Below are 25,153 nucleotides of genomic sequence, written 5' to 3' on the forward strand. Positions count from 1 at the left end.
GTCGCCGGCCCACCTGCCGACATCTGCACGGTGACCGGCACCGGCCCGCCCTCCTAGATTCGCTGCGCGGCCTGCCGACAGCTGTCCCGCGATACCCCCTCACCGGGACTTCGGCACCGCGTTTTCCTCCGACGAGAGGTGGTTCCGTGCACCGTACCCCCCATCGAACCCGGCTGCGGCGGGCCGTGCTGGCCGCCGCCGTGGTGACCACGCTCGTGGCGACCGGGGCGGCGCAGGCCGCCGCCGCCCCGGCCAACCCGGCCGGCGGCACCGCGCCGTTCCAGGTTCTCGACCCGCAGGCGTGGCAGAACCCGGACACGATGACCTGGAACGACTACAAGGCAGTGCCCGGCAAGAACTGGGCCGACCCCAGCGTGTCGGGGTCGGTCCGCAACTTCAAGATCGCCCTGGTGGCGCTCGACTATCCCGACGAGACGTTCGCGGTCTCCCAGCGGGCCCGCTCGACGGTGTTCGGCAACCCCCAGTCCGTCGCCACCAACATCCCTCGCGCGGACGTGCCGAAGTTCTACCAGGACTTCCTGAACACTCCGAACACCCTCAACAAGGGCCACACCCTGCACGAGTACTGGATGCAGGACTCCAACGGCCGCTACGGCGTCGACCTCACCGGGTTCGGGCCGTACCAGATGCCGGCCAAGTCCTACCAGTACGGGTTGGACAACGGGTTCAACCCGGGCGCCTGCCCGAGCGGGGACGTGTGCAGCAAGAACATCCGTACCGACGGCCTGGGCGCCTGGCGGGCGGCCGTCGGCGAGGAGGTCGCCAACCAGTACGAGTTGGTGTTCATCCTCAGCGCCGGCCAGGACGAGTCGTCGACCTGGCAGGAGTTCGGGCAGATGATCTTCCAGAACAAGGAGGACGTGCCGGACGCCTGGGGCCCGCCGGACCCCAACCTGCCGAACTGGGCCAAGACCCGCTACGTGGACTGGACCTCGTGGAAGGCGGCGGCGACGCTGTGGCCGAACGCCGGCGGCGGCTCCTCGACGCAGGGGGAGAGTTCGGGCATGGGCGTCTACGCCCACGAGCTGACCCATCTGCTGGGCATCGGCGACAACTACAACAACCCGTACGGTGAGCCGCTGCGCAGGGCGTACACCGGGATCTGGAGCATGATGTCGCGCGGGTCCTTCAACGGCCCGGGCGGTCCGCACACCCGCTGGCAGATCCCACCCACCAACGGCGGCTCGATGGGCTCGCTGCACACGGTGCGGGACAAGCTCAAGATCGGCCTGCTCGGCGAGGAGCACGTGCTGCGGCTGTCCCGGGAGTCGCTGGCCTCCTCGGGCCTGGTGGTCGCGCAGGTCACGGCCCGGGCTGTCGATGCCGGCCCGAAGGGTCTGAGCGGCGTGAACATCGCGCTGAACAAGGACCTGTCGCCGGCGTGCGGGGTCAGCACCGACCCGCTCTGCGACGGTGGAAGCTTCAACAACTACACGGTCGAGGTCGTCGACCGGATGGGCGCGGACTCGTTCACACCGGACAGCGGCGTGCTGCTGAGCAAGACGAAGAACGCCGACAGCGCGCCGTTCCAGTGGGTGGTGGACGCCAACCCGCAGGACATCAACATGATCGACTTCTACCGGCCGGACGGCACCCCGCAGAAGATCACCATGGGTGACTACCGGCAGCTCTCCGACGCGCTGTTCCACGCCGGCGCGGACACCGGCAGCCAGTACGAGTACGTCGACGAGGCCAACCGACTGCACTTCTACATCATCGACCTCAAGCGGGACGCGGCCGGCTCGCTGTCCTACACGGTGGCGGTGCGCTCGCTGGACGGCAGCGGCGGGCCGAGCAGCCACGACGTGGCACTGGGCAAGGGCGAGGTGACCGGCGGCGGCAAGCCGACCAACCGTGGGGTGACCTGCTCGTTCGAGCTGACCAACACCGGTACGTACTCGGCCGGCGGGCAGCAGCACCCGGAGGACGTCAGCGCGTACCTGAAGTCGGACGTCTACCGCCTGTCGGCGGAGGTGGCAGGCAAGGGCTGGCGGACCTGGCTGCCCAACCAGCTCGCCACCGCGCAGTTCGGCAAGGCCACCACTGTCAAGGTGTCGGTGGGTGCCACCGCCGCCGCGGCCCAGACCGGTTTCGTGAAGCTCACCGCGACCTCGGAGAGCGACCCGACGAAGACGGTGACCAAGCAGTGCCGGGTCGAGAAGTCCTGACCCGCGCCCGAGGTTGACCCCGTTCCTGCCGGGTCCGCGGCGGCCTACCGCCGCGGACCCGGCAGGCGGGCGAGAGGAGGATGACGTGCGGCGACGCACCATGGCTCTGCTGCCCCTGCTGCTGGTCGGCGCGACCGGCTGCGGCGCCGTCGGCGCCGCCGAGGAGGCGGTCTCCCCGACGACTGTCCGCGTCCTGGTCCGCGACATCAACATCCGGGCCGCCGGGGTGGACTGCGCCGGCACCGGTCCGTACCAGCACTTCCACAACCGGTCGCCGTTCCGGGTCCTCGACCCGGACGGGGCGGCGGTGGCCAGCGGTGAGCTGACGGCCGGGACCGCAGTGGCCGCGTTCGCCGAGGACCTCGGGGTCGAGCGCCTACCCACCTACTGCGAGTTCGCCATCCCGGTACGCGTGCCGCAGCGCGACTCCTACCGGCTGGAGGTGGACGGCCGGCCGCCGCTCGACCTGACGTCGGACAGCAGCGAGGGCCCGGCGCTGGTGGCGGTGGTCCCGTCATGAGGCGGGCACTCCTGCCGATGGTGCTGGCGGCGGCACTGCTGGTCGGATGCAGCACGCCCGAGCCCGCGCCCGCACCGCCGACCGTCGGAGGAGCGGCGGCGCTGCCCGGGCCGGTCCCCGCCGACCTGGCGTTGCGCCCGGCGCCCAGCACCGCCCCGGCCGCCCCGGCGTTCACCGGCGCGCTGACCGACGGCACACCGTTCAACGTCGCCGACGTGTGGGCGCAGCGTCCCGTCGTGCTCACCTTCTTAACCTCCTGGTGCACCACCTGCGCCGACAGCCAGGCGGCCCTCAGCGAGCTGGCCCGCAGCTACCGGGACCGGGTGGTCTTCGTCGGCGTGGCCGGCGCGGACCAGGCCGACGAGGTCCAGGACTACCTCCGCGCCCACCGGGTGGAGTATCCGGTCGTCCTCGACGACCAGCAGACGATCGCGCGTTCGTACGCGGTGCGGGAGCCGCCGGCCGTCGTGCTGGTGGCCAAGGGGGGTGCCCTGCTTCGCGGCTGGCCGGGCGGCCTGGACGCCCCGGCACTCGACCAGCGGCTGCGGGAGCTGGTGCTGGCCGGCCAGCCGTAGCCAGGGACCTCGGCCCCGTCGAACCACACCCGGCGAAGTTCCTACACGTGCAGGTGGTGGCACAGACCACCAGCTCGTAGCGTTACGCAACCTCGGACACATCAAGGAGACTGCATGGCTACAAGGGGAACGCGCTGGCGCACGGGCGTGGCCGTACTGTCCGCGACAGTGCTCGCCGCCCTCGGTGCGGCGCCGCAGGCGCAGGCGGCCGACGACCCGCCGTCGATCGTCGTCCAGGACGGTGTCACCCAGCCGGTGTTCGGCTACGCCGACGCCATCCGGGAGCGCCTCTTCATCGACTCCACCTTCGACAGCGACAACGACGGTCTGCGCGACATCATCGCGTTCGACCTGATGCGGCCGGCCGCCACCGCGCAGGGCCTCAAGGCTCCCGTGGTGATGGACGCCAGCCCCTACTACTCGACCGTATGCCGGGGCAACGAGTCCGAGTGCAAGGCGGACCTCGACGGCGACGGGCTGCTGGACAAGTGGCCGCTGTTCTACGACAACTACTTCGTGCCACGCGGCTACGCGGTCATCCTGCTGGACATGGTCGGCACCAACAACTCCACCGGCTGCCCCACCACCAACGCCAACCAGGACAACCTGAGCGCCAAGCAGGCCATCAACTGGCTCAACGGTCGCGCCACCGCCCGTAACGCCGCCGGTCAGATCGTCAAGGCGGACTGGCACAACGGCAAGACCGGAATGATCGGCAAGTCGTACGACGGCTCGCTGGCCATGGCCACGGCGGTGACCGGTGTGAAGGGCCTGACCACCGTCGTGCCGATCAGCGGACCGACCGAGTACTACGACTACGTGCGCAGCAACGGCGTGGTGACCCGCGGCAACAGCTACGTGTCGTCGCTCGCCAACACGGTCACCAACCCCGAGCGCCGGGACTACTGCAAGCCGGTGCGCGACGCGATCGGCGCCGCCGACGGCGACGAGCACGGCGACTACACGTCCTTCTGGAACGAGCGCAGCTACGTCAAGAAGGTCCCCAACGTTCACCGCCAGCGTCCTGCTCTACCATGGCCTCAACGACGACAACGTGCGGCCGGACCACTTCAGCAAGTTCTGGTACGCCCTGGCGGAGAACAACGTTCCGCGCAAGCTGTGGCTGTCGCAGGAGGGTCACGTCGACCCGTTCGACTCACGCCGCGCGGTGTGGGTGTCGACGCTGCACCGGTGGTTCGACTTCTGGTTGCAGGGCGTCGCCAACGGCATCATGGACGAACCGCGGGTGGACCTGGAGCGCTCCGCCGACGTGTGGGAGACCCACGCCGACTGGCCGATCCCTGGCAAGGCCGACACCGAGGTGTTCCTCCAGCCCGGCACCACCGGCGCGGGTGGTCTCGGGCTGGTGCCCACCGCGAAGCCGGCGACCGGGGCCTTCCAGGACAACCGTACGCAGAGCCAGAACACCATGATCCTCAACCCGGACGTGGTGCAGCCCAACCGGCTGGCCTTCCTCTCCGCGCCACTGACCGCGCCGCTGCACATCTCCGGCACCCCCACCGTGCAGCTGCGGGCCTCCGCCGACCAGACCGACACCAACCTCGGGGCGATCCTGGTCGACTACGGCACCGACGAGCGGGTCGCACACCGTGCCTCCGGCGAGGGGATCATCACCTTGGACACGTCGGACTGCTGGGGCGAGAGCAGCCCGACGGACGACGGCTGCTACAAGCAGACGGCGAAGCGGGTGGCCACCGCCGACTACGAGTTGGTCACCAAGGGCATCATGGACGCCCAGAACCGGCAGTCGATCCGCGTCGGTGTGCCGCTGGTGCCGGGGGAGTCGTACAACTTCAGCTTCCCGCTGCTGCCGGAGGACTACGTCTTCAAGCCCGGCCACCGGATCGGCGTGATCATCGTGGCCAGCTACCCGCAGTACTCCAGCCAGGCGGACACCACCGCCGCGAACCTGCGGGTCGCGTTGAAGAGCAGCAACATCGTCCTTCCCGTTGTCGGCGGCACCGCCGCCGCACACGCCGCCGGCCTGTGACCGGCTGACCGGCGGGCCGCGCGGCGCGGCTCCGCACGGGGACGGCCCGGCGATCAACCCTCCGTGGAGGGTCGTCGATCGCCGGGCCGTCCCGCTGTCGGTGCCTGGTCAGCCCTGCTGGGGGAGCGGGACGCGCTCGAACCGCACCTTGCTCAGCCACCCCGGGAGGTCACTGAGCACGTACAGCTCGCCGTTCACGTCGGCGCCGAACGCCGTCGGCTGGGTGGGGAAGGTGCCGATCTCGGCGGACTCGTAGCCACCCGTGGACTTGGGACGGATGGCGAACGCGCGGGTCGAGCAGTAGTCGCTCGCGATGTAGGTCCCCCGCGCCTCCGGGGTGACAGACCCCCGGTAGACCAGACCGCCGATGATGGAGCAGTTCTCCGTCATGTAGTGGTCGTACTCGGCGATCGGGTCGGTGAGCCGCACGCCCGGCCGGCACTGCGTCTGGTCGAAGACCGGCGTGCCCTCGCGGCAGGACCAGCCGAGGTTCGCGCCACGCTGCGACGGGCGGATGTGGTTGATCTCCTCGATCAGGCCCTGGCCGACGTCACCGATCCACAGCGAGTTGTCGACCGGGTCAATCGAGAACTTCCACGGGTTGCGCAGCCCGTACACCCAGATCTCCGGCCGCGCGCCCGGCGTGCGGACGAACGGGTTGTCGAAGGGTACGCAGTAGGGCTTTCCGCCGCAGGAGCGGTTGACGTCGATCCGCACAATCTTGCCGAGCAGGGTGCCGAGGTTCTGGCCCGACTTGAACGGGTCGTTCGCGCCGCCGCCGTCGCCGGTCGACCAGTAGAGGTAGCCGTCGCGGCCGAACGCCACCTGCCCACCGTTGTGGTTGCCGTACTCGGGGTGCTCCTGGGTGAGCAGCACCTGCAACCGGTCGGGCGCCCCGAGGGGCACCCGCGCCAGGGTCAGCGTGCCGGCCGGCAGGCTCGTGTAGGCGACGTACAGCATCCCGGTGCGCGCGAAGTTCGGCGCGGGCGTGATGCCGAGGAGGCCGCGCTCGTTGTCCGACGTGTCGACCCGGGCGGTCAGGTCGAGCACCGGGTCGGCCGCCAGGCCGGTGTCGGGGTGGTAGGCGCGGACGGTGCCGGCCTTCTCCGCGATCAGCATCCGGCCGTCCGGCAGCCCGGTGATCGCGATCGGGCGCTGCAGACCGAAGGCCACCCGCTCGGATACCACGGTCAGCTCGGTGAGGGGCACCGCACGGGTGCGGGACGGGCCGGCGGCGCTGCCGGTCGCCGACGCCGGCGGCGACAGGAGTGCGGACAGGGTGAGGATGAGCAGCCCGGCCAGCATGGTGGCCGGGCGACGACGTCGTCGCGACATGGGTCAGCTCCTCGATCAAGGTGGTGGTGGACGCGGTCTGGGAGCGTTCCCACGCTACATCGAATCGAGTCGATATCCAACCTTTTCGGAGCCTGTGCGTGCGGCTTCTTCGTCGGTCACCGCGTGAGAATCAGCTGGCCGAGTTCCTGCGTGCAGCGGGTGAGGGCGACGTAGAGACCGTTCCAGCCACGCGGCTCAGCGGCGATCCGGTGGGGGTCGACGACCAGCGTCGCGTCCCATTCCAACCCCTTGGACTGGGTGGCGGTGAGCACCGGCACGTCATCCAGTACGGCCAGGAGTTCGGTGACGTGGTCCGCGGGGGCGATCACGCCGACCGTGCCGCCGGACCACCGTTGCCGCAGCTGTCGCACAGCCTGGGCGGCGGCGCCGGCAAGCTCGCCGGGTGTGATCGTGAGTTCCCAGGGGGTGACGCCGGAGGAGCGTACCGCCCGCGGCGGCGTGTTGTGGCTGCCCGCCCTCTTCAGGACCGGTGCGGTGAGGTCCATGACCTCACGCGGGGTCCGGTAGCAGATGGTCAGTTCCGCGGCGGTCCAGCGGTCGCCGAAAGCAGCCCGCACCGCTTCTGCCCAGCTGGTGTGGCGGTGCGCTGCCTCCGCCTGATCGATGTCGCCGACCGCCGTGATGGAGCGACTGGGACACCGCCGCAGCACCATGTGCCACTGCATCTCGGACAGCTCCTGCGCCTCGTCGATGACGACGTGGCCGTACACCCACCCGCGCTGCCGGCGAGCGCGGTCGGCGACGAACTCGCCCTGTGGCTGCGGCGCGTCGACCTCGCCGAGCAGGTCGGCAAGAGCGTCGATCAGGGGGATGTCGCTCGACGCCCACTGGGGAGGCTCGGCCGAGACGGCGGTGACCTGCTCGGGGGACAGTTGCGGTGCGAACCGGGTCAGCAGGGCACGGTCGGTCAGGAAACCACCCAGCAGGGTCCCGGCGTCGAGGGTGGGCCACCATGCCTCGACGAACCGGGCGATGGTGGCGTTCTCGGCGATCCGGTCACGGAGGTGTTCGACCTCCTCCTCGGACAGCAAACCGTCGATGTCGCTGCCGGCGGGCTTCCGGCCCGCATGGTGGTCCTGCCGCATGTCCCTGTCGACGCGGGCGAGGATGTCCTCGAAACCCTCCTCCATCTCTGCCATCAGCGCCTCGCGATGCTCGACGACGGCTTCGGCGAGGAGGTGGTGCAACTGCTCGGCGAACGCCGCGCGGGCGCGGTGGTACGGGCGTCCCTGCACCGCCGAGGAGAGCGCCTGCGCCACCAGTTCGGCTGCGATGACATAGGACTCACCCTCCCAGCGCAACGTCATCTCGCGCGGCCGGGGGAGCAGCGACGAAACGTAGTTCTCCAGCGCGAGCTGCCAGAGCGCGCGGCCCTTGATCTCGGCGACGAGCCTGCTCTCGTCGCGGCCCACGCGGATCCCCGGTAGCAGGGTGTCGCAGGTCGCCGAGACGACGGCGGTCTCACCGAGCGCGGGCAGCACCTGGGCGATGTACCGGAGGAACCGTGGCGAAGGGCCGAGGACCAGGACGGCCTGGTCGGCCATCCTCTGGTGGGCGAACAGCAGGTAGGCGACGCGGTGCAGGGCGACAACTGTCTTACCGGTGCCGGGACCGCCCTGGACGATCAGCGGACCGGTCGCCTCGGCCCGGATGATGTCGTCCTGTTCGCGTTGCAGGGTGGAGATCGCCGTCGTCATGTGGCCGGTACGCCGCTGGTCGAGGGCGGCGAGGAGCGCGCCTTCACCCACGAGTTCCCCGCTGACCGTCCCGTCCAGTGGCTCGTCGTCCACGCCGACGACGACCGAATCCCTGGTGCGTATGTGACGGCGCCGCGCCTGACCCTGCGGGTCGACAGCCGTCGCGGTGTAGAACGGGCGAGCTGCGGGAGCGCGCCAGTCGAGGAGCAGCGGCTCAGCGTCCTCGCCGTCGGTGCGGAGACCGACCCGGCCCACGTGTCGCACCGTGCCGTCACGACCGTCGAGCCGGCCGAAGACCAGCCCCTCCCGTGCGCGCCGTAGCTCCTCGTACTGCCGGCGGAGCATCCGCTGCCGGGCCTGCTCCAACGGGTCCAGGGCATCCGACGAAAGCTCGGCCTGAAGGTGGTCGACCAGCCTGTCGCGCTGGGCTGTGGCCAGGTCGAGAAACGCCTGCTCCTCGGCGACCGCGGACCGGCGCGCGACGCCCTCCGTGGTGGAGGCCGGCGGCTCGCCGTCCGGTGGCACGTCGCTGACCCCGGTGGTGCCGTCGCTCAGGGCAGACTTCCGGCGCATTCGCTAGTCCTCGCAGTGGTGTCCCCTCGGCCCGGATGAGCCGCAGTGCATTCGGCGGCAAGCATAGGAGTTGTCTTCCGCATCGACCAGGAAACGTATCGGCAGAGAGGGGCATCTCAATTCCTTGCGGTTCCGAGCTGCCTGTGGCCGCGACAAATAACGATTCTCTTATTGACACTCCTATTTTGGCGTGATCTCGTCGGCGTTCTCGGGACGTCCTCCGCCGAGACGGTCCGTTAGGGTCGGCGGTATGACGTCAGCCCCTGCCACCAGCGCCTTCGACTCGCTGTGCCTGGACGCTGTCCGCGACCACGAGACGCTGCGCCGGGCCTACGCACTTCCCAGCGACGCGGCCGTACGCAAGCAGATGACCGAGCTCACCGAGCAGACCCGGCAGCTGATCGCCTGCTCGTCGCTGGTCCTGGTCGCCAGCGTGGACGCCGACGGCAACTGTGACGTCTCACCACGCGGCGGCCCCGCCGGTTTCGTCGCCGTCCTGGACGCGCGGACGGTGGCGATACCGGACGCGACGGGCAACAAGCGCCTGGACAGCCTGCAGAACATCGTGACGACCGGGCGCGCCGGGCTGCTGTTCGTCATCCCGGGGCGCACCACGACCCTCAGGGTGAACGGTCGGGCCTGCGTCTCCACCCGCCCAGACCTGCTGTCGCAGCTGACCGCAGTGGGTAAGCCGCCGGCCAGCGCGCTGGTGGTGGGGATCGACGAGGTCTACCCGCACTGCCCCAAGTCGCTGCTGCGCAGCGGGGCCTGGAAGCCGGAGCAGTGGCTGCCGGCGGACGCGCAGCCGACCTCGGCCGAGGTGACGCTGGCCCAGCTGCGCATGCCGGATCTGACGATCGCCGACATCGAGCAGGCGGAGGCCGACGCGCTCAGGTACCGGTACGAGTGAGAGGCCTTGCCGTCACCCGGTCGGCGTCGGTTCGGACCCGAGCCCCGGTGCCGCCTCCCCGCTGAGGTCACGGTGCTTCAGCACCAGCCGCTCGCCGGCGCTGACCTCCTCGCGCATCCCCAGCCGGGCGGCGAGCCGGGTCGCCTCGTCCAGGGTCGTGGCGGCCTCGTGCACTCGGCCCTGGTCCAACTGGACGTCGGCGAGACGGATCAGGAGAGTTGCCAGGTTGGACGCACTGCCGTGCTCCCGGGTGAAGTCCACCGCCCGCTGGAGCAACGCCGACGCCGACGTGAGGTTGTCGCGGCGATGCTCGACCACGCCGAGGTTGCCGAGAACACGTACCGCCCACTCGGGGTCGTACGTCGGCGTCTCGCCGTCGGCCAGCGCCCGGGTGACGGCCTCGGGATCGAACACCCGACTGGTCTCGCGGAAGGCGCGCTCGGCCGCGTCCCAGTCGCCCAGGTCGCGTGCGAGCTTCCCCGCCTCGAACGTCAGGTGTGCCACCAGGCTGGACGCCGCCGGCATGGTGAGGTCGGGCACCAACGCCTGCGCCTGGTCGAGGTGCGCCGCGGCCTCCTCGTGACGTCCCTCCCGACGGCACGTCTGCGCGCAGCAGACCTGATGGCGCAACCGTTCCTCGGGCGTGGTGGGCAGGCGCGACACCCGGTCGAGGGCAAGCCACGCCTGGTCGAACTCACCGCGCTGCGCGTAGATCCAGTTCTGGTACCAGCCGGTGTGCAGGACCAGATCGTCGGCAGCCGTGGAGGAGGCGTAGCTTTCGACTTCCGCGCAGGTCGCGAGCAGGTCGTCCCACCGGCCCACGGCGTCGAGGTCGGCCAGCACGGCACCGGCGAGCGCCAGCGCATGGTGGACCTGCCCGCTGTCCCGCGCCCACCCGTACGCGACGTGCAGGTGCGGGCCGAGGGAGCGCAGCCGAGTCAGATCACGCCAGCTCGGATCGGGGAGCCGGTACTGGGCGGCGACCTCCAGCATGGTGGTCAGCCAGGCGGTACGCACGCGGTCGCGGAGGTCGGGTTGTTCGTCCAGGAGGCGCTCGACGTAGGTGCGGGTCAGCGGCAGGAGCGTGAACATGCCGCCCCGCAGATCGATCAGTGACAGCTGGATCAGCGTCTGGATGCCGTCGTCCCGGGCGACGACGTCCTCGCCGAGGCCCGCCGCGCGGCCGAGGAGTGTGCGGTCCACGGGATCCTCGAACATGGCGATCGCCGCGAGCACCCACAACGCCTCCGTGCCCTCCAACGCCCGGACGCTCTCCCGGAAGCAGAAGGCGGCGATGTCGCTGTGACCGGAGCCGAGACGTCGGAGCACGGACTCGACCGAGTGCCCGAGGTTCATCAGGCTCAGGCTCCAGACGATGGCGAGCGGAATACCGCCCGTCTTGCGAGTGAGCGCCGACGCCTCCGCCTGACTCAGCACGAGGTCACGCTGGTCGGCCTGGGCGGCGATCAGCTGCGCCGCCTCGTCCAGCGGCAGCCCGGACAGGCGCAGGGAGTAGGCGACGTCGAGGCGGTGCCGGGACGTGACGATCGCCTTGGTGGGTTGGGGCAGGTCGCGCAGGAAGGCGGCGATCTCGTCATCGTCGACGGTCTCCAGATTGTCCAGGACGAGCAGGACCCTGGTGTCACCGGAGAGCAGTTCCCCGATGACGGCCCGCTGTTCGCGGAACGGCATCTGGATCAGTTCGCCGCGTCCGAGCACCGAGCCCATCACGGTGAAGAGGTCCCGGAGCACCGCCAGCTCGGGCTGCCGCGTGTTGATGCCGTGGGCCGTCAGCAGGGTCTGTTTCGCCGAGACCCAGATCGCCGCGTCGAACTGCCGTTGCCCCGGGTCGCCGTCGATCAGCTGGTACGCCGCCTCCAGGGCCAGCGACGTCTTGCCCACGCCCCCGATGCCGTCGATCACGACCACCCACGTCCGATCCTCGGGACGCATCCGCTTGAGCACCAGCTCAAGCTCCGTGGCACGCCCGACGAGCCGGTGGTACGTCCGGTGTGGCAGGTTGTGCCGCGACGATCGGTCGCTCTGCGGCGGCGGGGTCGGCCGAGCCGTCGCCCGCAACACCTCGAGCTGTTGCTGCTGGTACATCAGGGCGAAGGACGGTTGCAGCTCAGGCAGGTGCTGAAGCTCGTCGCGTAGGCAGCGGACCAGTTCCCGCAACGCCCGGTCGATCCTCTGCTCGTCCACCGACGGGGCGAAGCGTCGGAGCACCTGCGCGAAGTCCTGGCCGGCCTGGTCCTCCGAGCGGGCCGGGTACAACACGAGCTGCCGCAGAGCCTCACCGACGCTGGGTAGGTCCAGCACCGGTGCGTCGTCCAGGAGGAACAAGGTCAGCTCCCGGTCGACCGAGAGATGCCGGTCGCGGAAACGATCCACCGCGCGTTCGGTGGCCCCCCGCAGCCGCCGATCGAAGTCACGCTTGCGGAGGTGGGCGCCGACCGCCGCCTCCACGGCTCGCACGAGGACGTCAGCCAGCATGCCTAGCACCGTAGGGCCTCGCCGCCACCCCGTGATCGGACCAACGGTCGAGATGAGACGGTGCCGTCACCGAGGTCTCGGCAGCACCATCGTCCGGCGACCGGGGTGAGCCACCGCGTGCAGCATCGCCTGCTGGGCGTCCGCCAGTTCGAAGGCTCGGCCGACCAGGCCCTCGGTCGGCACGGCCCCGGACGCCACCAGCGCCGCGGCCGCGGCGAAGTCCTCCCGGGTGTGGCTCACGGAACCGGTCAACGTGATCTCTCCGCTGCGCAGGCGCGGCAGGTTGAGGTCGAGCGGAACCGACGGGGCCACGGATTCGAACAGGACCACCTGACCGCCGAGTTCAATGACGTCCAGCGCCGCCTCGATCGACGCGATGCCGCCACGGGTGACGACTGCCGCAGCCACCTCCGATCCGACCGCGTCGCGAATGCACCGCGCCACGTCCCGCCCGTCCGGCTCGACGAGCACGTCCGCCTCGACTGGCGCACGTCCGTCCGCGTCGCGGGCTGTGGCGACGCCGACCGTGCGCAGGCCGCGGGCGCGGGCGGCGGCAACGTGCAGAGCCCCGGTGAACCCGAGGCCGAAGACGGCGAGCAGATCTCCCGGTCGACATCCGCTTCGATCGAGTGAGTGGACGGCACAGGCCGTCGGCTCGACCAACGCGGCGTCCTGGCACGTCGCCGTCGGTCCGACGGGAAAGACGTCGACATGCGGGACCACGAGCAGGTCGGACATACCCCGGGGCCCCTGGGGCTGGCGCCGCGGCCCCGAGGCCTTCGCGTACGAGCACAGGTTGCTCCGGCCGGCCCGGCAGAACGGGCAGTCACCGCACCGCGGAAGCAGTGAGACGGCGACCACCTCGCCGGAGCGCAGGCCCGTCGACGCAGGCGCGTCGAGGACGACCGCTCCCACCTCGTGCCCGCCGAGGAGCGGGTACTCGGGTCGAACGCCGCGGAACACCCGCTGCTCCCACGTGCAGATCCCGCACGCGCCGACCGAGACCAGCACCTCCTGAGCAGCCCGCCGGGGCTCGGGCACGTCGTGGACCTCGACGTGGCGTGGCGCCACGAAGACCGCCTGCCTCACCGACCACCGGGGCCGGTCGAGGACAGCGCTGTCAGCGGGAGCAGACGCCGAACCGGTCCGTCCTGCGCCGCCGGCTCCGCTTCGGCGTACGGGGTGGAACGAGCGGAGTCGCGCAGCATCGTCGCGGGGAAGTGGCCGCCGTCGTAGAGCACCTGGCAGAGGGGGTACGGAGCCCGGAGGTCGCGGTAGCGGGCGATGGCACTGGCCCGGCACAGCCCGCGACACGACTCCGCGACGGCGCAGTTGCCGCAGACCCCGTCCAGGTCGTCGACCTGCCAGGCCCGGGTGCTGGTGAACAGCGGGCTCTCCTGCCAGATGTCGGCCAGCGAGCGATCCCGAACGTTGCCGGCCTTGGCCTGGTCGAACTCGTACATGCCCTGGCAGATGGCCACCTCGCCGTTGGCGAGTACGGCCAGGAAGGACTTGCTCCAACCACAGGTGGTCGTCGCGCCGCCCGGTTGGAAGGCGGGCGGAAGGGTGGTCATCAGCACCGGCGTGCGTGATCGGTGCGGATCCCAGGCGTAGTCCCAGAGGCGCTGCGGGGGCAGGCGGGCCAGGAGGTCGAACAGCTCGTCGGCGTCGATGACGTCGTCGGCGACGCCGTGACCACGCCCCAGCTCGTGCACGCTGAGGATCAGCTTCAGTTGGGACGCGCCCAGGTCGCCGGCCAGGTCGAGGACGTCGTGGATCTCGTGCAGGTTGCCCCGGCGGACGACGGTGTGGATGGAGAAGTAGAGGTCGTTGTCGCGCAGCCGGCGAAGGTTGTCGACAGTGCGTGTGAATGCGCCGTGCTGACCACGGAAGGAGTCATGGGTGGCCGCCGAGGCGCCGTCCAGGCTGACGTAGAGGTGCAGTCGGTCGCCGATCCGGGTGAGCTCGCCCAGCGTCGCCGCGCTGATGATCGTGCCGTTCGTCTCCAGCGAGATGCGGAACCCCTGGTCGTACGCGGAGCGCATCAGGTCGACGAAGCCCGGACGCAGCAGGGGTTCACCGCCGGTGAACTTGACGTGTCGAGCGCCCAGGCGGCGCGCCTGCGTGAGAACCGACCGGATCTCGTCGTCGTCGAGCTCGTCGGGCTGTGCCTTTCCGGCGTCGACCCAGCAGTGTCGACATGCCTGGTTGCAGGCCAGTGTGAGGGAGATGGTGAGGTTCTCGAGAGAGTGGGAGCCGGGCTCGCGGTCTGTCATGCATGGCCCCTCGCTGTCGGCGGATGGAAGCCCCAGCGGATGGTCCCACGCCCGCTGGCGGGTGTGAAGTGTCGTGATTCCGGTTGCGGCGCCGACGTCATTCCTCGTTGTGGGTGTCCAGCCAGTCGAGCGCGGCGGTTACCAGTGCGGGCAGCTCCGGTGGGGTGTCGAGGTGTTCTACCTCCGCCGCCGAGAACCAGCGGCAGGCGCTGACCTCGCTCAGTTGTGGACGCAGGGTTCCCCCGTCAGGTCGGCAGACGTAGATCATCTCGACGTGGTGGTGGACCTCGAGCGCGGCGGTCTTCATGTCTATCTCGAGAATGGCGAACGGTGAGGGAATCGTCCGGGCCGCAGGATGGACGAACGGCTGCCGGCCGACGACACGGACGTGGATGCCGGTCTCCTCGCGGACCTCACGCACCGCCGCCTCCACCGGATCCTCCTGCTCGGCCAGATGGCCACCTGGATAGATCCACATCCCGATCTTGTGGTGATGGACCAGCAACACCCGACGGTCGTCGTCGACCACGATCGCGGCAGCCGTGAAGTGGCGGGCGGGTCTCATCAGCATCTCCGATACGACGGCGTCCGGTGGCGGCAGACAGCTGATGCTGCCACGCCACGACCCCGATGACCCCGTGGCGACACGACGGGTCCATCGTCAGCACATTGTGACTCCGCTCGACGCGGTTAGGCTTGTCGATCGCTGAGAGGCGACGACCCACCGCAGGATCAGGTGGCGACGGGGGAGAGCGGGTCATGAGCTATCACGAGACGCCGGACAGTCGCCTCGTCGTCATCACCGGCGGACCGGGGTCCGGCAAGACCGCCCTGGTGGACGCGCTGCACCTGGCCGGATTCCGGGCGGTACCCGAAGCGGGCCGTGCCATCGTCACCGATCAACGTGCGATCGGCGGCCGCCTGCTTCCCTGGAACGATCCCGCCCTCTTCGACGAACTGGTCCTCGCGATGGGGATGCGCGCCCACGAGGACGCCTGCGCGATCGGTGGGACCGCCTTCTTCGACCATGCGATCCCCTGCACCGTCGGCTTCATCAGAGCCCGCGCCGAGCCGGTGCCGGCTCACTTCCACGCCGCCGTCGCCCGCTTCCGGTATCACCCGACGGTCTTCGTGGCACCGCCGTGGCGCGAGATCTACCGGCGTGACGAGGCACGATGGGAGAGCTTCGAGCAGGCGGAGGGCATCCACGCGGCGATCGTCGAGGCGTACCGTGAGGTTGGCTACCGGTGCGTGGAGCTGCCCCGCGCCGACGTCGCGACGCGGGTGCGTGTGGTCCTGGACCGGCTCGGTGCTGACGACGAGCGTCGGCGGGGTGACAGCCTGACCCGCGGCGAACCGTCTCGGGCTCACCCTCCGTCAGGCTCGCGACGCGATCAACCGTACGCGGTCACCAACGAGAACACGATGAAGGCGGGGCAGGACGACAGACGCTCGGCGACCTCCGGGTAGTGCTCGCGCATCCGCTCCGACGGTCGCGGTTCGTGGATCCGCTCGACGAGGAAACCTCCCTCGCGGAACTCGTCGCACGTCACGTCCAGCGGTTGACACGGATCGGATGGACCCACGATACGGTTCGAGCATGATCGCTGGCCGTGCGCACAGCCCGCTGATCTTCGTAGATGTCGACGGACCGTTGATCCCGTTCAGGGCCCGGCGAGTCAGCCGGGAGCGTCCGTCGCGCGGTGCGGACGTGCGGCAACTGGACCGCACCGGCAACCCGCTGCTCGATCGGCTTGAGCCAGATGACGGGCGGAGGCTGGTGGCGCTGGGCGGCCAGTTGATCTGGGCGACGACCTGGATGGCGGAGGCCAACGAGGTCATCTCGCCACGGCTCGGGCTCCCCGACCTGCCGGTCGTCGAATGGCCGGACGACGACGGCGATCCGGAGCACGGCCTGCACTGGAAGACCGCATCCCTCACGCGGTGGGCAGCCGGCCGCCCGTTCGTCTGGCTCGACGACGAGATAAGCGACGCTGACCGTCGATGGGTCGCGGCACACCACCCGGTGAGGGCGCTGCTGCAACGCGTCGACCCGTACGTGGGTCTGACCGAAGCGGATTTCTCGGCGGTCCGTCGGTGGATCGGGCAGATCGACCCCACTGATCGGTGACCGGCACGCCCACCTGGTCGACCTGCGACCCACGGCGACGATCCTCCGGGCCGTGGTCGGGCTGCCATCCAGAGGCGTCTGCCGGCTGCGAATGGCTGCCCGCTCTACCGGCGGCGTCGGGCGTCAGCCTCGGTGTCGAGCAGGTCGTTGAGGGTCAGCGCCGAATTGATCAACGACAGGTGGCTGAACGCCTGGGGGTAGTTGCCGATCTGCTCACCTGTCGACGCGATTTCCTCGGCGTACAGACCCAGGTGGTTGCTGAAGGTGAACATCTTCTCGAACGTGAGGCGGGCGTCGTCGAGGCGACCGGAACGGGCCAGCGCCTCGACGTACCAGAAGGTGCACATGTTGAAGGTGCCCTCGTGCCCGGGGAGGCCGTCGGGGGAGTGGACCGGGTCGTACCGGTGGACCAGGCTGTCGGAGACGAGTTCGCTCTCGATCGCGGCCAACGTGGACTGCCACAGCGGGTCGCTCGGCGTGACGAAACCGACCGCCGGCATGGCGAGCAACGCCGCGTCGAGCACGCTCTCGTCGTACGCCTGCACGAAGGTGCCGCGACCCCGGTCGTACCCGCGTTCCATGACCTGGTTGTAGATGCGGTTGCGTTGGTCGGTCCAGCTGGTGATGTCTCCGGGGCGGCCGGTCCGGGTGGCCAGGCGGACGGCCCGGTCCAGCGCGACCCAGGACATCACCCGGCCGAAGGTGTAGTTGCGGGGGTGGTGGCGGCTCTCCCAGATGCCGGCGTCGGCCTGGTCCCAGTGGCGGCAGAGCCAGTCGACCAGCCGGACGGTGCTCTTCCACACCTGGTGTGAGACGCGGATGCCCTGCTCGTCGGCGAGGTGCATGGCGTAGAGCGCCTCGCCGTGGATGTCGAGCTGGAGTTGGTCGGCGGCGCCGTTGCCGATGCGCACCGGACGCGAGCCGCGGTAGCCCTCCAGGTGATGGAGGGTCTCCTCGTGCAGGTCGGAGGAGCCGTCGACCCGGTACATGATCTTCAGGGGATCCTGGAGGTCGCCGGCCTCGCGGATCCGCTCGTCCAGCCAGTCCATGTACCGGCTGACCTCCTCGGTGAAACCGAGGCCGAGCAGCGCGTGCACCGAGAACGACGTGTCCCGTACCCAGGTGTAGCGGTAGTCCCAGTTGCGGGTTCCGCCCACGAGTTCGGGCAGCGCGGCGGTGGGTGCGGCGATCATCGCGCCGGTCGGGGCGTACGTCATGAGCTTCAGCGTGATGGCGGAGCGCTCGACCATCTCCCGCCAACGGCCGGTGTAGCGCGAGCGTTCGAGCCAGCGCCGCCAGTAGTCCCGGGTCCACTCGAACATCCCCTGGACCTCTTCCGGCGAGAAGATCCGCGGGTCGGCGTCGCCCGTCTCGAGGACCACTCCGCCGGTGTCGCCCTGGTTCAGGGTGCCGTACGCGACCAGGTCGCCGTCTTCGAGACGGACGTCGCCGCGCTCGGCGATCAGGTGCCGGACCGGGTCGACCGGGTTGAACGTCAGGCTCGCCGACCTGCCGCGGAAGACGTAGCCGTGGCGGTGGGTCTCCAACTGGTGCTCTTCGCGGGCGTAGTCGAACCGGGGCCGGCACTCGACCTTGAAGCGCATGCTGCCACGGACCATGGTGACGAGGCGGACCAGGCGGTGCGTGTCGGTGGCCCGCTCGCCGGTGACCGGCATGAAGTCCATCACCTCGGCCACGCCGTCCGCGCTGATGAACCGGGTGATCAGGATGGGTGTGCCGGGAAGGTAGAGCTGTTTGGTCACGTACCGCACGTCGCACGGCGCGATCCGGAAGTACCCGCCCTTGTCCTTGTCGAGCAGCGCGGCGAAGATGCTCGGCGAGTCGAAGCGGGGCGCGCAGAACCAGTCGACCGTCCCGTCACAGGTCACCAACGCGGCGGTCTGCAGGTCGCCGATGAGCCCGTGATCTTCGATCGCCGGATAGCTGTCCACGTCTCTCCCCGGTTCGGCGGCCTCCTGCGCATCGAACCTAGGGGAGAAATTGTCGGGTTAGGTCATTTTCGCGTTCCGCCACCCGGTTTGCGTACCCGATGGGTTTCGACGTGGTGGTGTCACAGCCAGTCGTGTTCCCGGGCGTAACGCGCCGCCTCGTGGCGGGTCCGGGTCTGGGTCTTCTGCATCGCGTTGGAGAGGTAGTTGCGCACCGTCCCCTGCGCGAGGTGCAGCCGGGCGGCGATGTCGGCCACCGAGTAACCCTCGCTGGTCACCCGCAGCACGTCGACCTCCCGTTCGGTGAGCGGGCAGTCGTCGATGACGGCCAGCGCGGACACCTCCGGGTCGATCCAGCGCCTGCCGGCGTGCAGGGTGGCGATGACCGAGGTGATGTGCGACGGCTCGGCGGACTTGCTGACGAAGCCCTGCACACCGAGCTTCAGGGCCTGGCGCAGCACGCCGGGCCGGGCATGCCGGGTCAGCATGAGGACGACCTGCTCGGGACGCTCACGACGGATCTGTGCGACCGCGCCGAGCCCGTCCACGCCCGGCATCTCCAGATCGATGACCAGGACGTCGGGCTGGTGGCGCAGCGTGGCCTCGACCGCCGTCGCGCCGTCGGACGCCTCGGCGAGGACGGTGATGTCGCCCTCCATGGGCAGCAGCGTGGCCAGCGCCGTCCGGAGCAGCGCCTCGTCGTCGGCGAGCACGATCGTCGTCATCGCCCGCCCTCCCGCGCACCCGCTGACGTACGGGCACGGGCGGGCGGGAACACCGCAGCCGTCCGGAACCGCCCCTGCTGCTGTTCCACGGTCAACTCACCCCCGTCACCCGCCACCCGCTGCCGCAGGGCGGACAGCCCTCTGAGTTCGCCCGGCCCGTCACCGGTCGCGCCGTCGTTGACGATGGTGATGCCCGACTCGGAGAGCGTGATCTGCACCTGGGTCGCCTGCGCGTGCCGCAGAATGTTCGTCGTCGTCTCCCGTAACACCTGACCCAACAGTTCGCTGGCGCCGACGTTCACCTCGGCCTCCCGGGTCACCCGCACCCGGATGCCCGCCGCCTCGAACAGGTTCTTCGCGTTCTCGATCTCCGTGGAGAGGTTGAGCCGCCGCTGGGCGTACGCGAGGTCCTTGGTCTGGGCGATGGTGTCGCTGACCAGGGCGTACGTCTCCCGGAGCTCCTTCTCCGCCCGCTCGGCGTCGGTGAGCAGCAGTTTCCGCGCCAGCGCGATCTTCAGTTTGACGACGTGCAGGGTGTGACCCTGGATGTCGTGCAGGTCGCTGGCGAAGCGGACGCGTTCCCGGACGACGGCCAGCTCCGCCTCGCGTTCCCGGGTCTGTTCGAGCTCCCGGATGAGGTCGTAGAACCGTTCGCCGACGACCGTCAGGACGGTCACCAGGACGGTGATGACGGTCGGCACGAGGACGTAGGTGAACAGCACGCTCCCCGGGTCGTCGCGCTCCACCAGGAGCCGTGTCGCGCCGACGGCAGCCACGTAGGACAGGAGCGCGACAGATGCCCGGACCTTCCGCCGCACCTCGCGCAGGGCCAGGGAGCCCACGGCGCAGAACCCCCAGTACGCGTTGGGGCTGCCGGTCACCAGCACTCCCAGTGGCCACACCGCCGCCGCCACTGTCAGACACGGAAGGGCGACCCGGGCGAGGTCGTTGGCTGTCCACCGCTCGAAGGCCACCAACGCCGCGCCGGCACCGGGGGCGAGGACGATGAAATGCCACCAGGTGTGCGCGTCGCTGAACAGGAGGACGGCCGCGGCGATCAGGACGGGCGGCAGCGACGTCACCAGGGTGAGCCGGCGCAGCCGTCCCTGCGTCGACTCGGTGAAACGCTCCGATCGTGCGGTCACCACCTCAGTATCCGGCAAGCATCGGCGTCGACCAGTGACACCGCGTCACATGCGGTGGTGACGCGGCGCCACTGACGGCCGGCCCGGATCCGCGCTGTCATGGGTGCATGTCCACCACACCAGTCATCGAAGTCGACCGGCTGAACCTCACCTACGGTGATTTCCACGCCGTCAAGGATCTTTCCTTCGAAGTGCGACCCGGCGAGCTCTACGCGCTGCTCGGCACGAACGGCGCTGGCAAGACCTCGACGTTGGAGACCATCGAGGGGCACCGGGAGCCGACCTCCGGCACCGTACGGATCTTCGGGCAGAGCCCTCTGGACCGGCGGGCGGTTCGTCCCCGGATGGGTGTCATGCTCCAGGAGAGCGGATTCTCACCGGATCTCACCGTCCGGGAGTCGGTGCACCTGATCGGCCGGCTCACCCGCCGGTCCGACGACGTCGACCGGGTGCTCGACCTCGTCGACCTCACCGATCGGGCCGGCCGGAAGGTCGCACAGCTCTCCGGCGGGGAGAAGCGGCGGCTGGACTTCGCGACGGCCGTCTACGGGACCCCGAAGCTGATCTTCCTGGACGAGCCGACCACCGGACTGGACATCCAGTCCCGCGACGCCCTGTGGGCGACGGTGGACCGGCTGCGCGAGAACGGCACCACAGTGGTGCTCACCACGCACTACCTGGAGGAGGCGCAGCAGCGCGCCGACCGCATCGGGCTCATGCACGAGGGCACCCTCCACCGGGAGGGCACCGTCTCCGAGCTGACCCGCACCCTGCCGTCCGTCATCCGCTTCGAGCTGGCGACGCCGGTGTCCACGCTGCCGTCGCAGGCCGTGGTCGGCCACGACGGGAAGGTCGTGATCGAGACCTTCGAGCTGCAGAACGACCTGCACGCCCTGCTCCGCTGGGCGCAGGACCACGCCGTCGAACTGCGGGATCTCCAGGCCGGAGCGACCCGGCTCGACGACGTCTTCCGCGCCATCAGCGGCACGCCCGCTGCCCACTCCTGAACCGGTAAGGACCAGAATCATGCTTCCCATCGCATTCGGCGAGCTGATCCAGATCTTCCGCAACCGGCTGGTGATGGTCACCGGCCTCATCATCCCCGTGGCGGTGAGCGCGCTCTTCGTCCGCCAGCACGAGACCTCCGCCGCCATCGGCAGCCTCGGCTACATCGCGGCCATCGTGATGTTCACAGTGGCCGCCTTCGGGCTCTACACCACCGCCGTCACCACCCTCGCGTCCCGGCGACAGAACCTGTTCCTCAAGCGGCTGCGTTCCACCGCCGCGAGCGACGCCGGCATCCTCGCCGGGCTGCTGCTGCCCGCCACCGCCATCGCCCTGGTGCAGGTGACCGCGATCCTGGCCGTGCTGGCCGCGATCACGGGCAAACCGGGCAACGTCGTCCTGCTGGCGGTGGCGGTCCTCGCGACCCTGGCCATGATGATCGGTCTCGCCCTGGCCACCGCCGGGCTGACCAACTCACCGGAGCACGCCCAGGTCACCACCCTGCCCGTCAGCCTCGGCGTGATCGGTGTCGCCACCTGGGTCGGCACCACCGGCACCGCCGACCTCGCAGTGCTCAAACGACTGCTGCCCGGGGGTGCAGCCACCGAGCTGACGGTGAACGCCTGGAACGGCGGCGTCGCCCTGAGCGAATCTCTCGTCCTGCTGGCGCCGACCCTGTCCTGGATCGTCGTCGCCGTCCTGCTCGCCAACCGGCTCTTCCGCTGGGAGCCCCGCCGCTAGCCACACCGCGCGAATCCCAGCGCCGACGACCACAACCGTGAAAGGTAGGACCGATGGCCGCGCGACAAGACATGGGGTACGGGGTGGAGGCGAGCCTCGCCGAGGACCTCCTGCTGCTCCTGTTCCAGCCGAACGCCGGCTTCCGGGGCAGCGGAGTGATCGCCGGGGAGAACACGCTCTTCTACGTCCTCGCCGGTGCGGTGCTCGCCGACCTGGCGCTCGGGGAGCAGGTGCGCACCTCGGGCCGGGGCTCGTCGACGCGGGTCGAGGCCGTCCCGGACCGCCCGCCGTCGGACGCGATCCTGCGCTCCGCGTGGGACTACGTCGCGCAGAAGCCCCGCGGTGTGCAGACCGTCCTCGCGGCGGTCGGGCCGACGCTGCGCGGCCCGGTGCTCGACCGCCTCGTCGACCGTGGCGACATCCGCCGTGCGCGCCGCCGGACCCTCGGCCTGTTCACCACGACGGCGTTGGAGGACGGGGGGACCGGTCGTCGGTCCGTGCTCCTCGGAGACGTACGCGACGTGCTCGTCGACGGCGTCGAACCGCGACCCCGGGTGGCGGCCCTCGGGGCGCTGCTGTCGGCGAGCGGGACGCTGCCCCAGTTCGACAGGGACATCCCCTGGACCACCCCGGTGATCAACCGCGCGAAGGAACTCGAGCAGGGCAACTGGGGAGCCGGTGCCGCCGCCGAAGCCGTCGCACGCACCGTCACCGCGACCATCATCAACAGCGTTGTCGTGGCGACGGCCGTCATTCCGCGGCCCTGACCCCGTGGCCCTGGCAGGGCTGCCCAGGCGGGTGAAAGAACGCGGTTGCTCGCGGTAACAGCACGAGCAAAACGCCAGGAATGATATTAATTCTCGGAGGACGAACGAAGCTGGCAGGATCGGCGGCCGGATGTCAACGAAGGCGGCAGCGCTGCTTCGTAAGCCAGGGCAACCTGAGCGGCCGAACCTCCTGGAGCTTTTCTTCGACCTGGTGTTCGTCTTCGCCCTGAACCGGGTGTCCCACCGGTTGGTGGAGGATCTCACCGAGGGGCGAGCGGTCCTCTCCGACGCCAGCGAGACGGTGCTGTTGCTGCTGGCCTTCCTCGTCCTCTGGTTCGTCACGGCGTGGGTCACCGACATCTACGACCTACAGACACCGCAGCTGCAGGGGATGGTCTACACGGCCATGCTCGGTGCCATGATCATGGCGGTCACGGTGCCCCGGGCGTTCGGCGACGGGAGCCTGGCGTTCGCCGGCGCGTACGTCGGGGTCCACATCATCCGTGGTCTCGTCATCGTGCCGGCGCTGCGAGGTCACGCGGCGCAGCGCCGCGCCGCCGGTGTGCTCCTCTGGTTCTCGCTGTCCGCCGTGCCGTGGATCGCCGGCGCGATCCTGCCGGACCCGGCTCGCGGGCTGCTGTGGGCACTCGCGATCGCCATCGACGGCACGGCACTGCTGCTCTTCTACCCCGCGCCGTGGACCCTGCGCACTCGACAGCAGTGGCCCGTCTCCGCCGAGTACATATCCGAGCGGTACCGGCAGTTCTTCATCATCGCCCTCGGCGAGCTCATCCTGACGACCGGATCGGCCTACAGCGACGCCTCGCCCCGACAGAGTGGAGCCGCCGCGGCCTTCGCCGTCTCGTTCGTCACCACGGTGCTGCTGTTCCGGGTCTATCTCTTCAAGGCGGGCCAACTGCTACCCGAAGCGCTCGCCGCCGCTCGCGAGCCACCCCGTCTCATCCGTGAGGCGTTCCTCGCGCACGTCCTCATGGTCATGGGCATCGTCGCGGTCGCCGTGGGCTACGAAATCGTGATCAGGCACCCGTTCGGGCGCACCGAGGCAGCCTGGACCGTCGCCATCCTCGGTGGGCCGATCCTGTTCCTGATCGGGCGCGCCCTGGTGGAGCACGCGGTGTTCGCCCGGGTCTCCCGCTCTCGGCTGATCGGCGCACTCGTGCTGGTCGGGATCGCGCCCACCATGACCCTCGTGCCGCCGCTGACCGTGGCCGTCGCCGCCGTCCTCGTGCTGGCCGCCATCGCCGTCTCCGACCTGATGCGCGCCAGCGGCAAACCACCCGAGCGACCGTCCGTACCCCACTGAGGACGCGAGGCGTGCGGGATGTCGGCCGCGCACATACTCGGTTGTCACCGATGCGACGGCAGCGCCGGCCGCGAAACGGTGGTCCGGGAGGGGTGCGCGATCGTGTCGGCACCGGGCGGCACGACCACCACCACGGCCACGTACGGTCAGCGGTTGTCGTCGGGTCCCAGCGCTCCGCGACGCCAGGCGTACCAGCCACGGCACAGCACGTAGCCGGCGATGGTCGTCAGCGAGACGGACGCGTCGGCGATCAGGGTCCGTGCCGCGTGCGGAACATCGAGGATGAACGCCGCCTGGACGGTGACCGCGATCTTGTGGAGCAGCAGGAGCTCCCACATGCCCCGCTGCTTGCGGGGCGCGACCGCCAGCAGGGCCCACATGCCGGCGAAGACGAGGTACGCGCAGGTCCGCCAGTATTCGGTCAGGATCTGGTCTTCGGGGAGGTCACCGAGGCGGGTGAGGCCCTCGACGAACGGCACCAGGGTGGCCGCTGCGGTGATCGCCATCAGGATGCGTCCGGTCCGATCCTGCCAGCGGGTCGGTGCCGTAGCGGTGGTGGCGACGTCGGTCTGGGTGATCATGTGGTTTCCCCGTCTGTTCGATCACGACGAATTCGTGACGGGTAGACCATCCGTCAGCGGGGCTCGGCACCGCGTCGGTAGGAATTGCCTATTCATCTGGTCTGTGGTCGGCGCGGACAGTGCGATTCCGGGCGTGTGTGCCGGAGCCGGACACGCACTCGTTCGCGTCGGAACGGCCACCC

Annotated in this window: 21 protein-coding genes and 2 pseudogenes; 13 read left to right on the top strand and 10 right to left on the bottom strand. The window is 69.9% G+C overall.

The window, feature by feature from the left end:
* Positions 1 to 146 precede the first annotated feature (146 nt).
* The 6 genes and pseudogenes from O7631_RS18820 (at position 147) to O7631_RS18845 (ending at position 5,295) form a co-directional block, all read left to right on the top strand.
* Positions 147 to 2,189: a M6 family metalloprotease domain-containing protein gene (locus tag O7631_RS18820; protein WP_278145400.1), complete on the top strand. Its 2,043-nt coding sequence runs from the start codon at positions 147 to 149 to the stop codon at positions 2,187 to 2,189.
* A gap of 85 nt (positions 2,190 to 2,274) precedes the next feature.
* Entirely contained in the window at positions 2,275 to 2,709 is a 435-nt protein-coding gene (locus tag O7631_RS18825; protein ID WP_278145401.1) for a hypothetical protein, read from the top strand.
* Positions 2,706 to 3,284, top strand: a complete 579-nt coding sequence (locus tag O7631_RS18830) for a TlpA disulfide reductase family protein (RefSeq protein ID WP_278145402.1) — start codon at positions 2,706 to 2,708, stop codon at positions 3,282 to 3,284. Before O7631_RS18825 ends, O7631_RS18830 begins: the two co-directional genes overlap by 4 nt.
* 354 nt (positions 3,285 to 3,638) lie before the next feature.
* Positions 3,639 to 4,169 (top strand): annotated as a pseudogene (locus O7631_RS18835) (CocE/NonD family hydrolase); the annotation flags it as partial.
* 121 nt (positions 4,170 to 4,290) lie between these two features.
* Positions 4,291 to 4,437, top strand: a pseudogene (locus O7631_RS18840) (CocE/NonD family hydrolase); the annotation flags it as partial.
* Positions 4,438 to 4,458: 21 nt separating this feature from the next.
* On the top strand, positions 4,459 to 5,295 hold the full coding sequence (locus O7631_RS18845) for a CocE/NonD family hydrolase (RefSeq protein ID WP_278147970.1): 837 nt from the start codon (positions 4,459 to 4,461) through the stop codon (positions 5,293 to 5,295).
* A 108-nt stretch (positions 5,296 to 5,403) separates the two neighbouring features.
* Here O7631_RS18845 and O7631_RS18850 read toward each other — a convergent pair whose 3' ends face one another.
* Complete coding sequence (locus tag O7631_RS18850; RefSeq protein WP_278145403.1) at positions 5,404 to 6,630, bottom strand: PQQ-dependent sugar dehydrogenase; 1,227 nt, start codon at positions 6,628 to 6,630, stop codon at positions 5,404 to 5,406.
* Positions 6,631 to 6,746: 116 nt separating this feature from the next.
* Positions 6,747 to 8,921 (bottom strand): UvrD-helicase domain-containing protein, encoded by a 2,175-nt coding sequence (locus O7631_RS18855; RefSeq protein WP_278145404.1) that lies wholly within the window; start codon positions 8,919 to 8,921, stop codon positions 6,747 to 6,749.
* Between the two features lie 250 nt (positions 8,922 to 9,171).
* Here O7631_RS18855 and O7631_RS18860 point away from each other — a divergent pair, with 250 nt between their 5' ends.
* Complete coding sequence (locus O7631_RS18860; RefSeq protein ID WP_278145405.1) at positions 9,172 to 9,831, top strand: MSMEG_1061 family FMN-dependent PPOX-type flavoprotein; 660 nt, start codon at positions 9,172 to 9,174, stop codon at positions 9,829 to 9,831.
* Between the two features lie 12 nt (positions 9,832 to 9,843).
* Here the strand turns inward: O7631_RS18860 and O7631_RS18865 are convergent, their stop codons facing one another.
* From O7631_RS18865 to O7631_RS18880, 4 genes are all read right to left on the bottom strand, one after another.
* Positions 9,844 to 12,327, bottom strand: coding sequence for a tetratricopeptide repeat protein (locus O7631_RS18865; RefSeq protein WP_278145406.1), 2,484 nt, complete (start codon positions 12,325 to 12,327; stop codon positions 9,844 to 9,846).
* 66 nt (positions 12,328 to 12,393) lie between these two features.
* Positions 12,394 to 13,398, bottom strand: coding sequence for an alcohol dehydrogenase catalytic domain-containing protein (locus O7631_RS18870; protein ID WP_278145407.1), 1,005 nt, complete (start codon positions 13,396 to 13,398; stop codon positions 12,394 to 12,396).
* A gap of 14 nt (positions 13,399 to 13,412) precedes the next feature.
* The gene (locus tag O7631_RS18875) at positions 13,413 to 14,603 is read right to left on the bottom strand and encodes a radical SAM protein (protein WP_278145408.1); all 1,191 of its coding nucleotides are present in this window, start codon (positions 14,601 to 14,603) and stop codon (positions 13,413 to 13,415) included.
* 97 nt (positions 14,604 to 14,700) lie between these two features.
* On the bottom strand, positions 14,701 to 15,168 hold the full coding sequence (locus tag O7631_RS18880) for an NUDIX domain-containing protein (protein WP_278145409.1): 468 nt from the start codon (positions 15,166 to 15,168) through the stop codon (positions 14,701 to 14,703).
* A gap of 194 nt (positions 15,169 to 15,362) precedes the next feature.
* On the opposite strand from O7631_RS18880, the gene O7631_RS18885 reads away from it, so the two are divergent.
* Positions 15,363 to 16,073 (top strand): AAA family ATPase, encoded by a 711-nt coding sequence (locus O7631_RS18885; protein WP_278145410.1) that lies wholly within the window; start codon positions 15,363 to 15,365, stop codon positions 16,071 to 16,073.
* Positions 16,074 to 16,203: 130 nt separating this feature from the next.
* Positions 16,204 to 16,734: an HAD domain-containing protein gene (locus tag O7631_RS18890; protein ID WP_278145411.1), complete on the top strand. Its 531-nt coding sequence runs from the start codon at positions 16,204 to 16,206 to the stop codon at positions 16,732 to 16,734.
* A 104-nt stretch (positions 16,735 to 16,838) separates the two neighbouring features.
* On the opposite strand, the gene O7631_RS18895 is transcribed toward O7631_RS18890, so the two are convergent.
* The 3 genes from O7631_RS18895 to O7631_RS18905 all read right to left on the bottom strand — a co-directional run bounded on the left by O7631_RS18895 (position 16,839) and on the right by O7631_RS18905 (position 20,553).
* Positions 16,839 to 18,686, bottom strand: coding sequence for a glycoside hydrolase family 15 protein (locus O7631_RS18895; protein ID WP_278145412.1), 1,848 nt, complete (start codon positions 18,684 to 18,686; stop codon positions 16,839 to 16,841).
* Positions 18,687 to 18,805: 119 nt separating this feature from the next.
* Positions 18,806 to 19,408, bottom strand: coding sequence for a response regulator transcription factor (locus tag O7631_RS18900; protein ID WP_278145413.1), 603 nt, complete (start codon positions 19,406 to 19,408; stop codon positions 18,806 to 18,808).
* On the bottom strand, positions 19,405 to 20,553 hold the full coding sequence (locus O7631_RS18905; RefSeq protein ID WP_278145414.1) for a histidine kinase: 1,149 nt from the start codon (positions 20,551 to 20,553) through the stop codon (positions 19,405 to 19,407). Before O7631_RS18905 ends, O7631_RS18900 begins: the two co-directional genes overlap by 4 nt.
* Positions 20,554 to 20,660: 107 nt before the next feature.
* Between O7631_RS18905 and O7631_RS18910 the strand changes: the two genes are divergently transcribed.
* From O7631_RS18910 to O7631_RS18925, 4 genes are all read left to right on the top strand, one after another.
* Positions 20,661 to 21,560: an ABC transporter ATP-binding protein gene (locus O7631_RS18910; protein WP_278145415.1), complete on the top strand. Its 900-nt coding sequence runs from the start codon at positions 20,661 to 20,663 to the stop codon at positions 21,558 to 21,560.
* Between the two features lie 19 nt (positions 21,561 to 21,579).
* A complete protein-coding gene (locus tag O7631_RS18915) occupies positions 21,580 to 22,299 on the top strand; it encodes a hypothetical protein (RefSeq protein WP_278145416.1) in 720 nt (239 codons plus the stop codon).
* A 53-nt stretch (positions 22,300 to 22,352) separates the two neighbouring features.
* Positions 22,353 to 23,066 carry a GPP34 family phosphoprotein gene (locus tag O7631_RS18920; protein WP_278145417.1) on the top strand — a complete coding sequence of 238 codons (714 nt, stop codon included), beginning with the start codon at positions 22,353 to 22,355 and terminating at the stop codon, positions 23,064 to 23,066.
* Positions 23,067 to 23,196: 130 nt separating this feature from the next.
* Positions 23,197 to 24,390, top strand: a complete 1,194-nt coding sequence (locus O7631_RS18925; protein ID WP_278145418.1) for a low temperature requirement protein A — start codon at positions 23,197 to 23,199, stop codon at positions 24,388 to 24,390.
* A 146-nt stretch (positions 24,391 to 24,536) separates the two neighbouring features.
* Here O7631_RS18925 and O7631_RS18930 read toward each other — a convergent pair whose 3' ends face one another.
* On the bottom strand, positions 24,537 to 24,971 hold the full coding sequence (locus O7631_RS18930; protein WP_269678248.1) for a hypothetical protein: 435 nt from the start codon (positions 24,969 to 24,971) through the stop codon (positions 24,537 to 24,539).
* Between the last annotated feature and the right edge of the window lie 182 nt (positions 24,972 to 25,153).

Source organism: Micromonospora sp. WMMD967 (assembly GCF_029626165.1).
Taxonomy (GTDB): domain Bacteria; phylum Actinomycetota; class Actinomycetes; order Mycobacteriales; family Micromonosporaceae; genus Micromonospora; species Micromonospora taraxaci.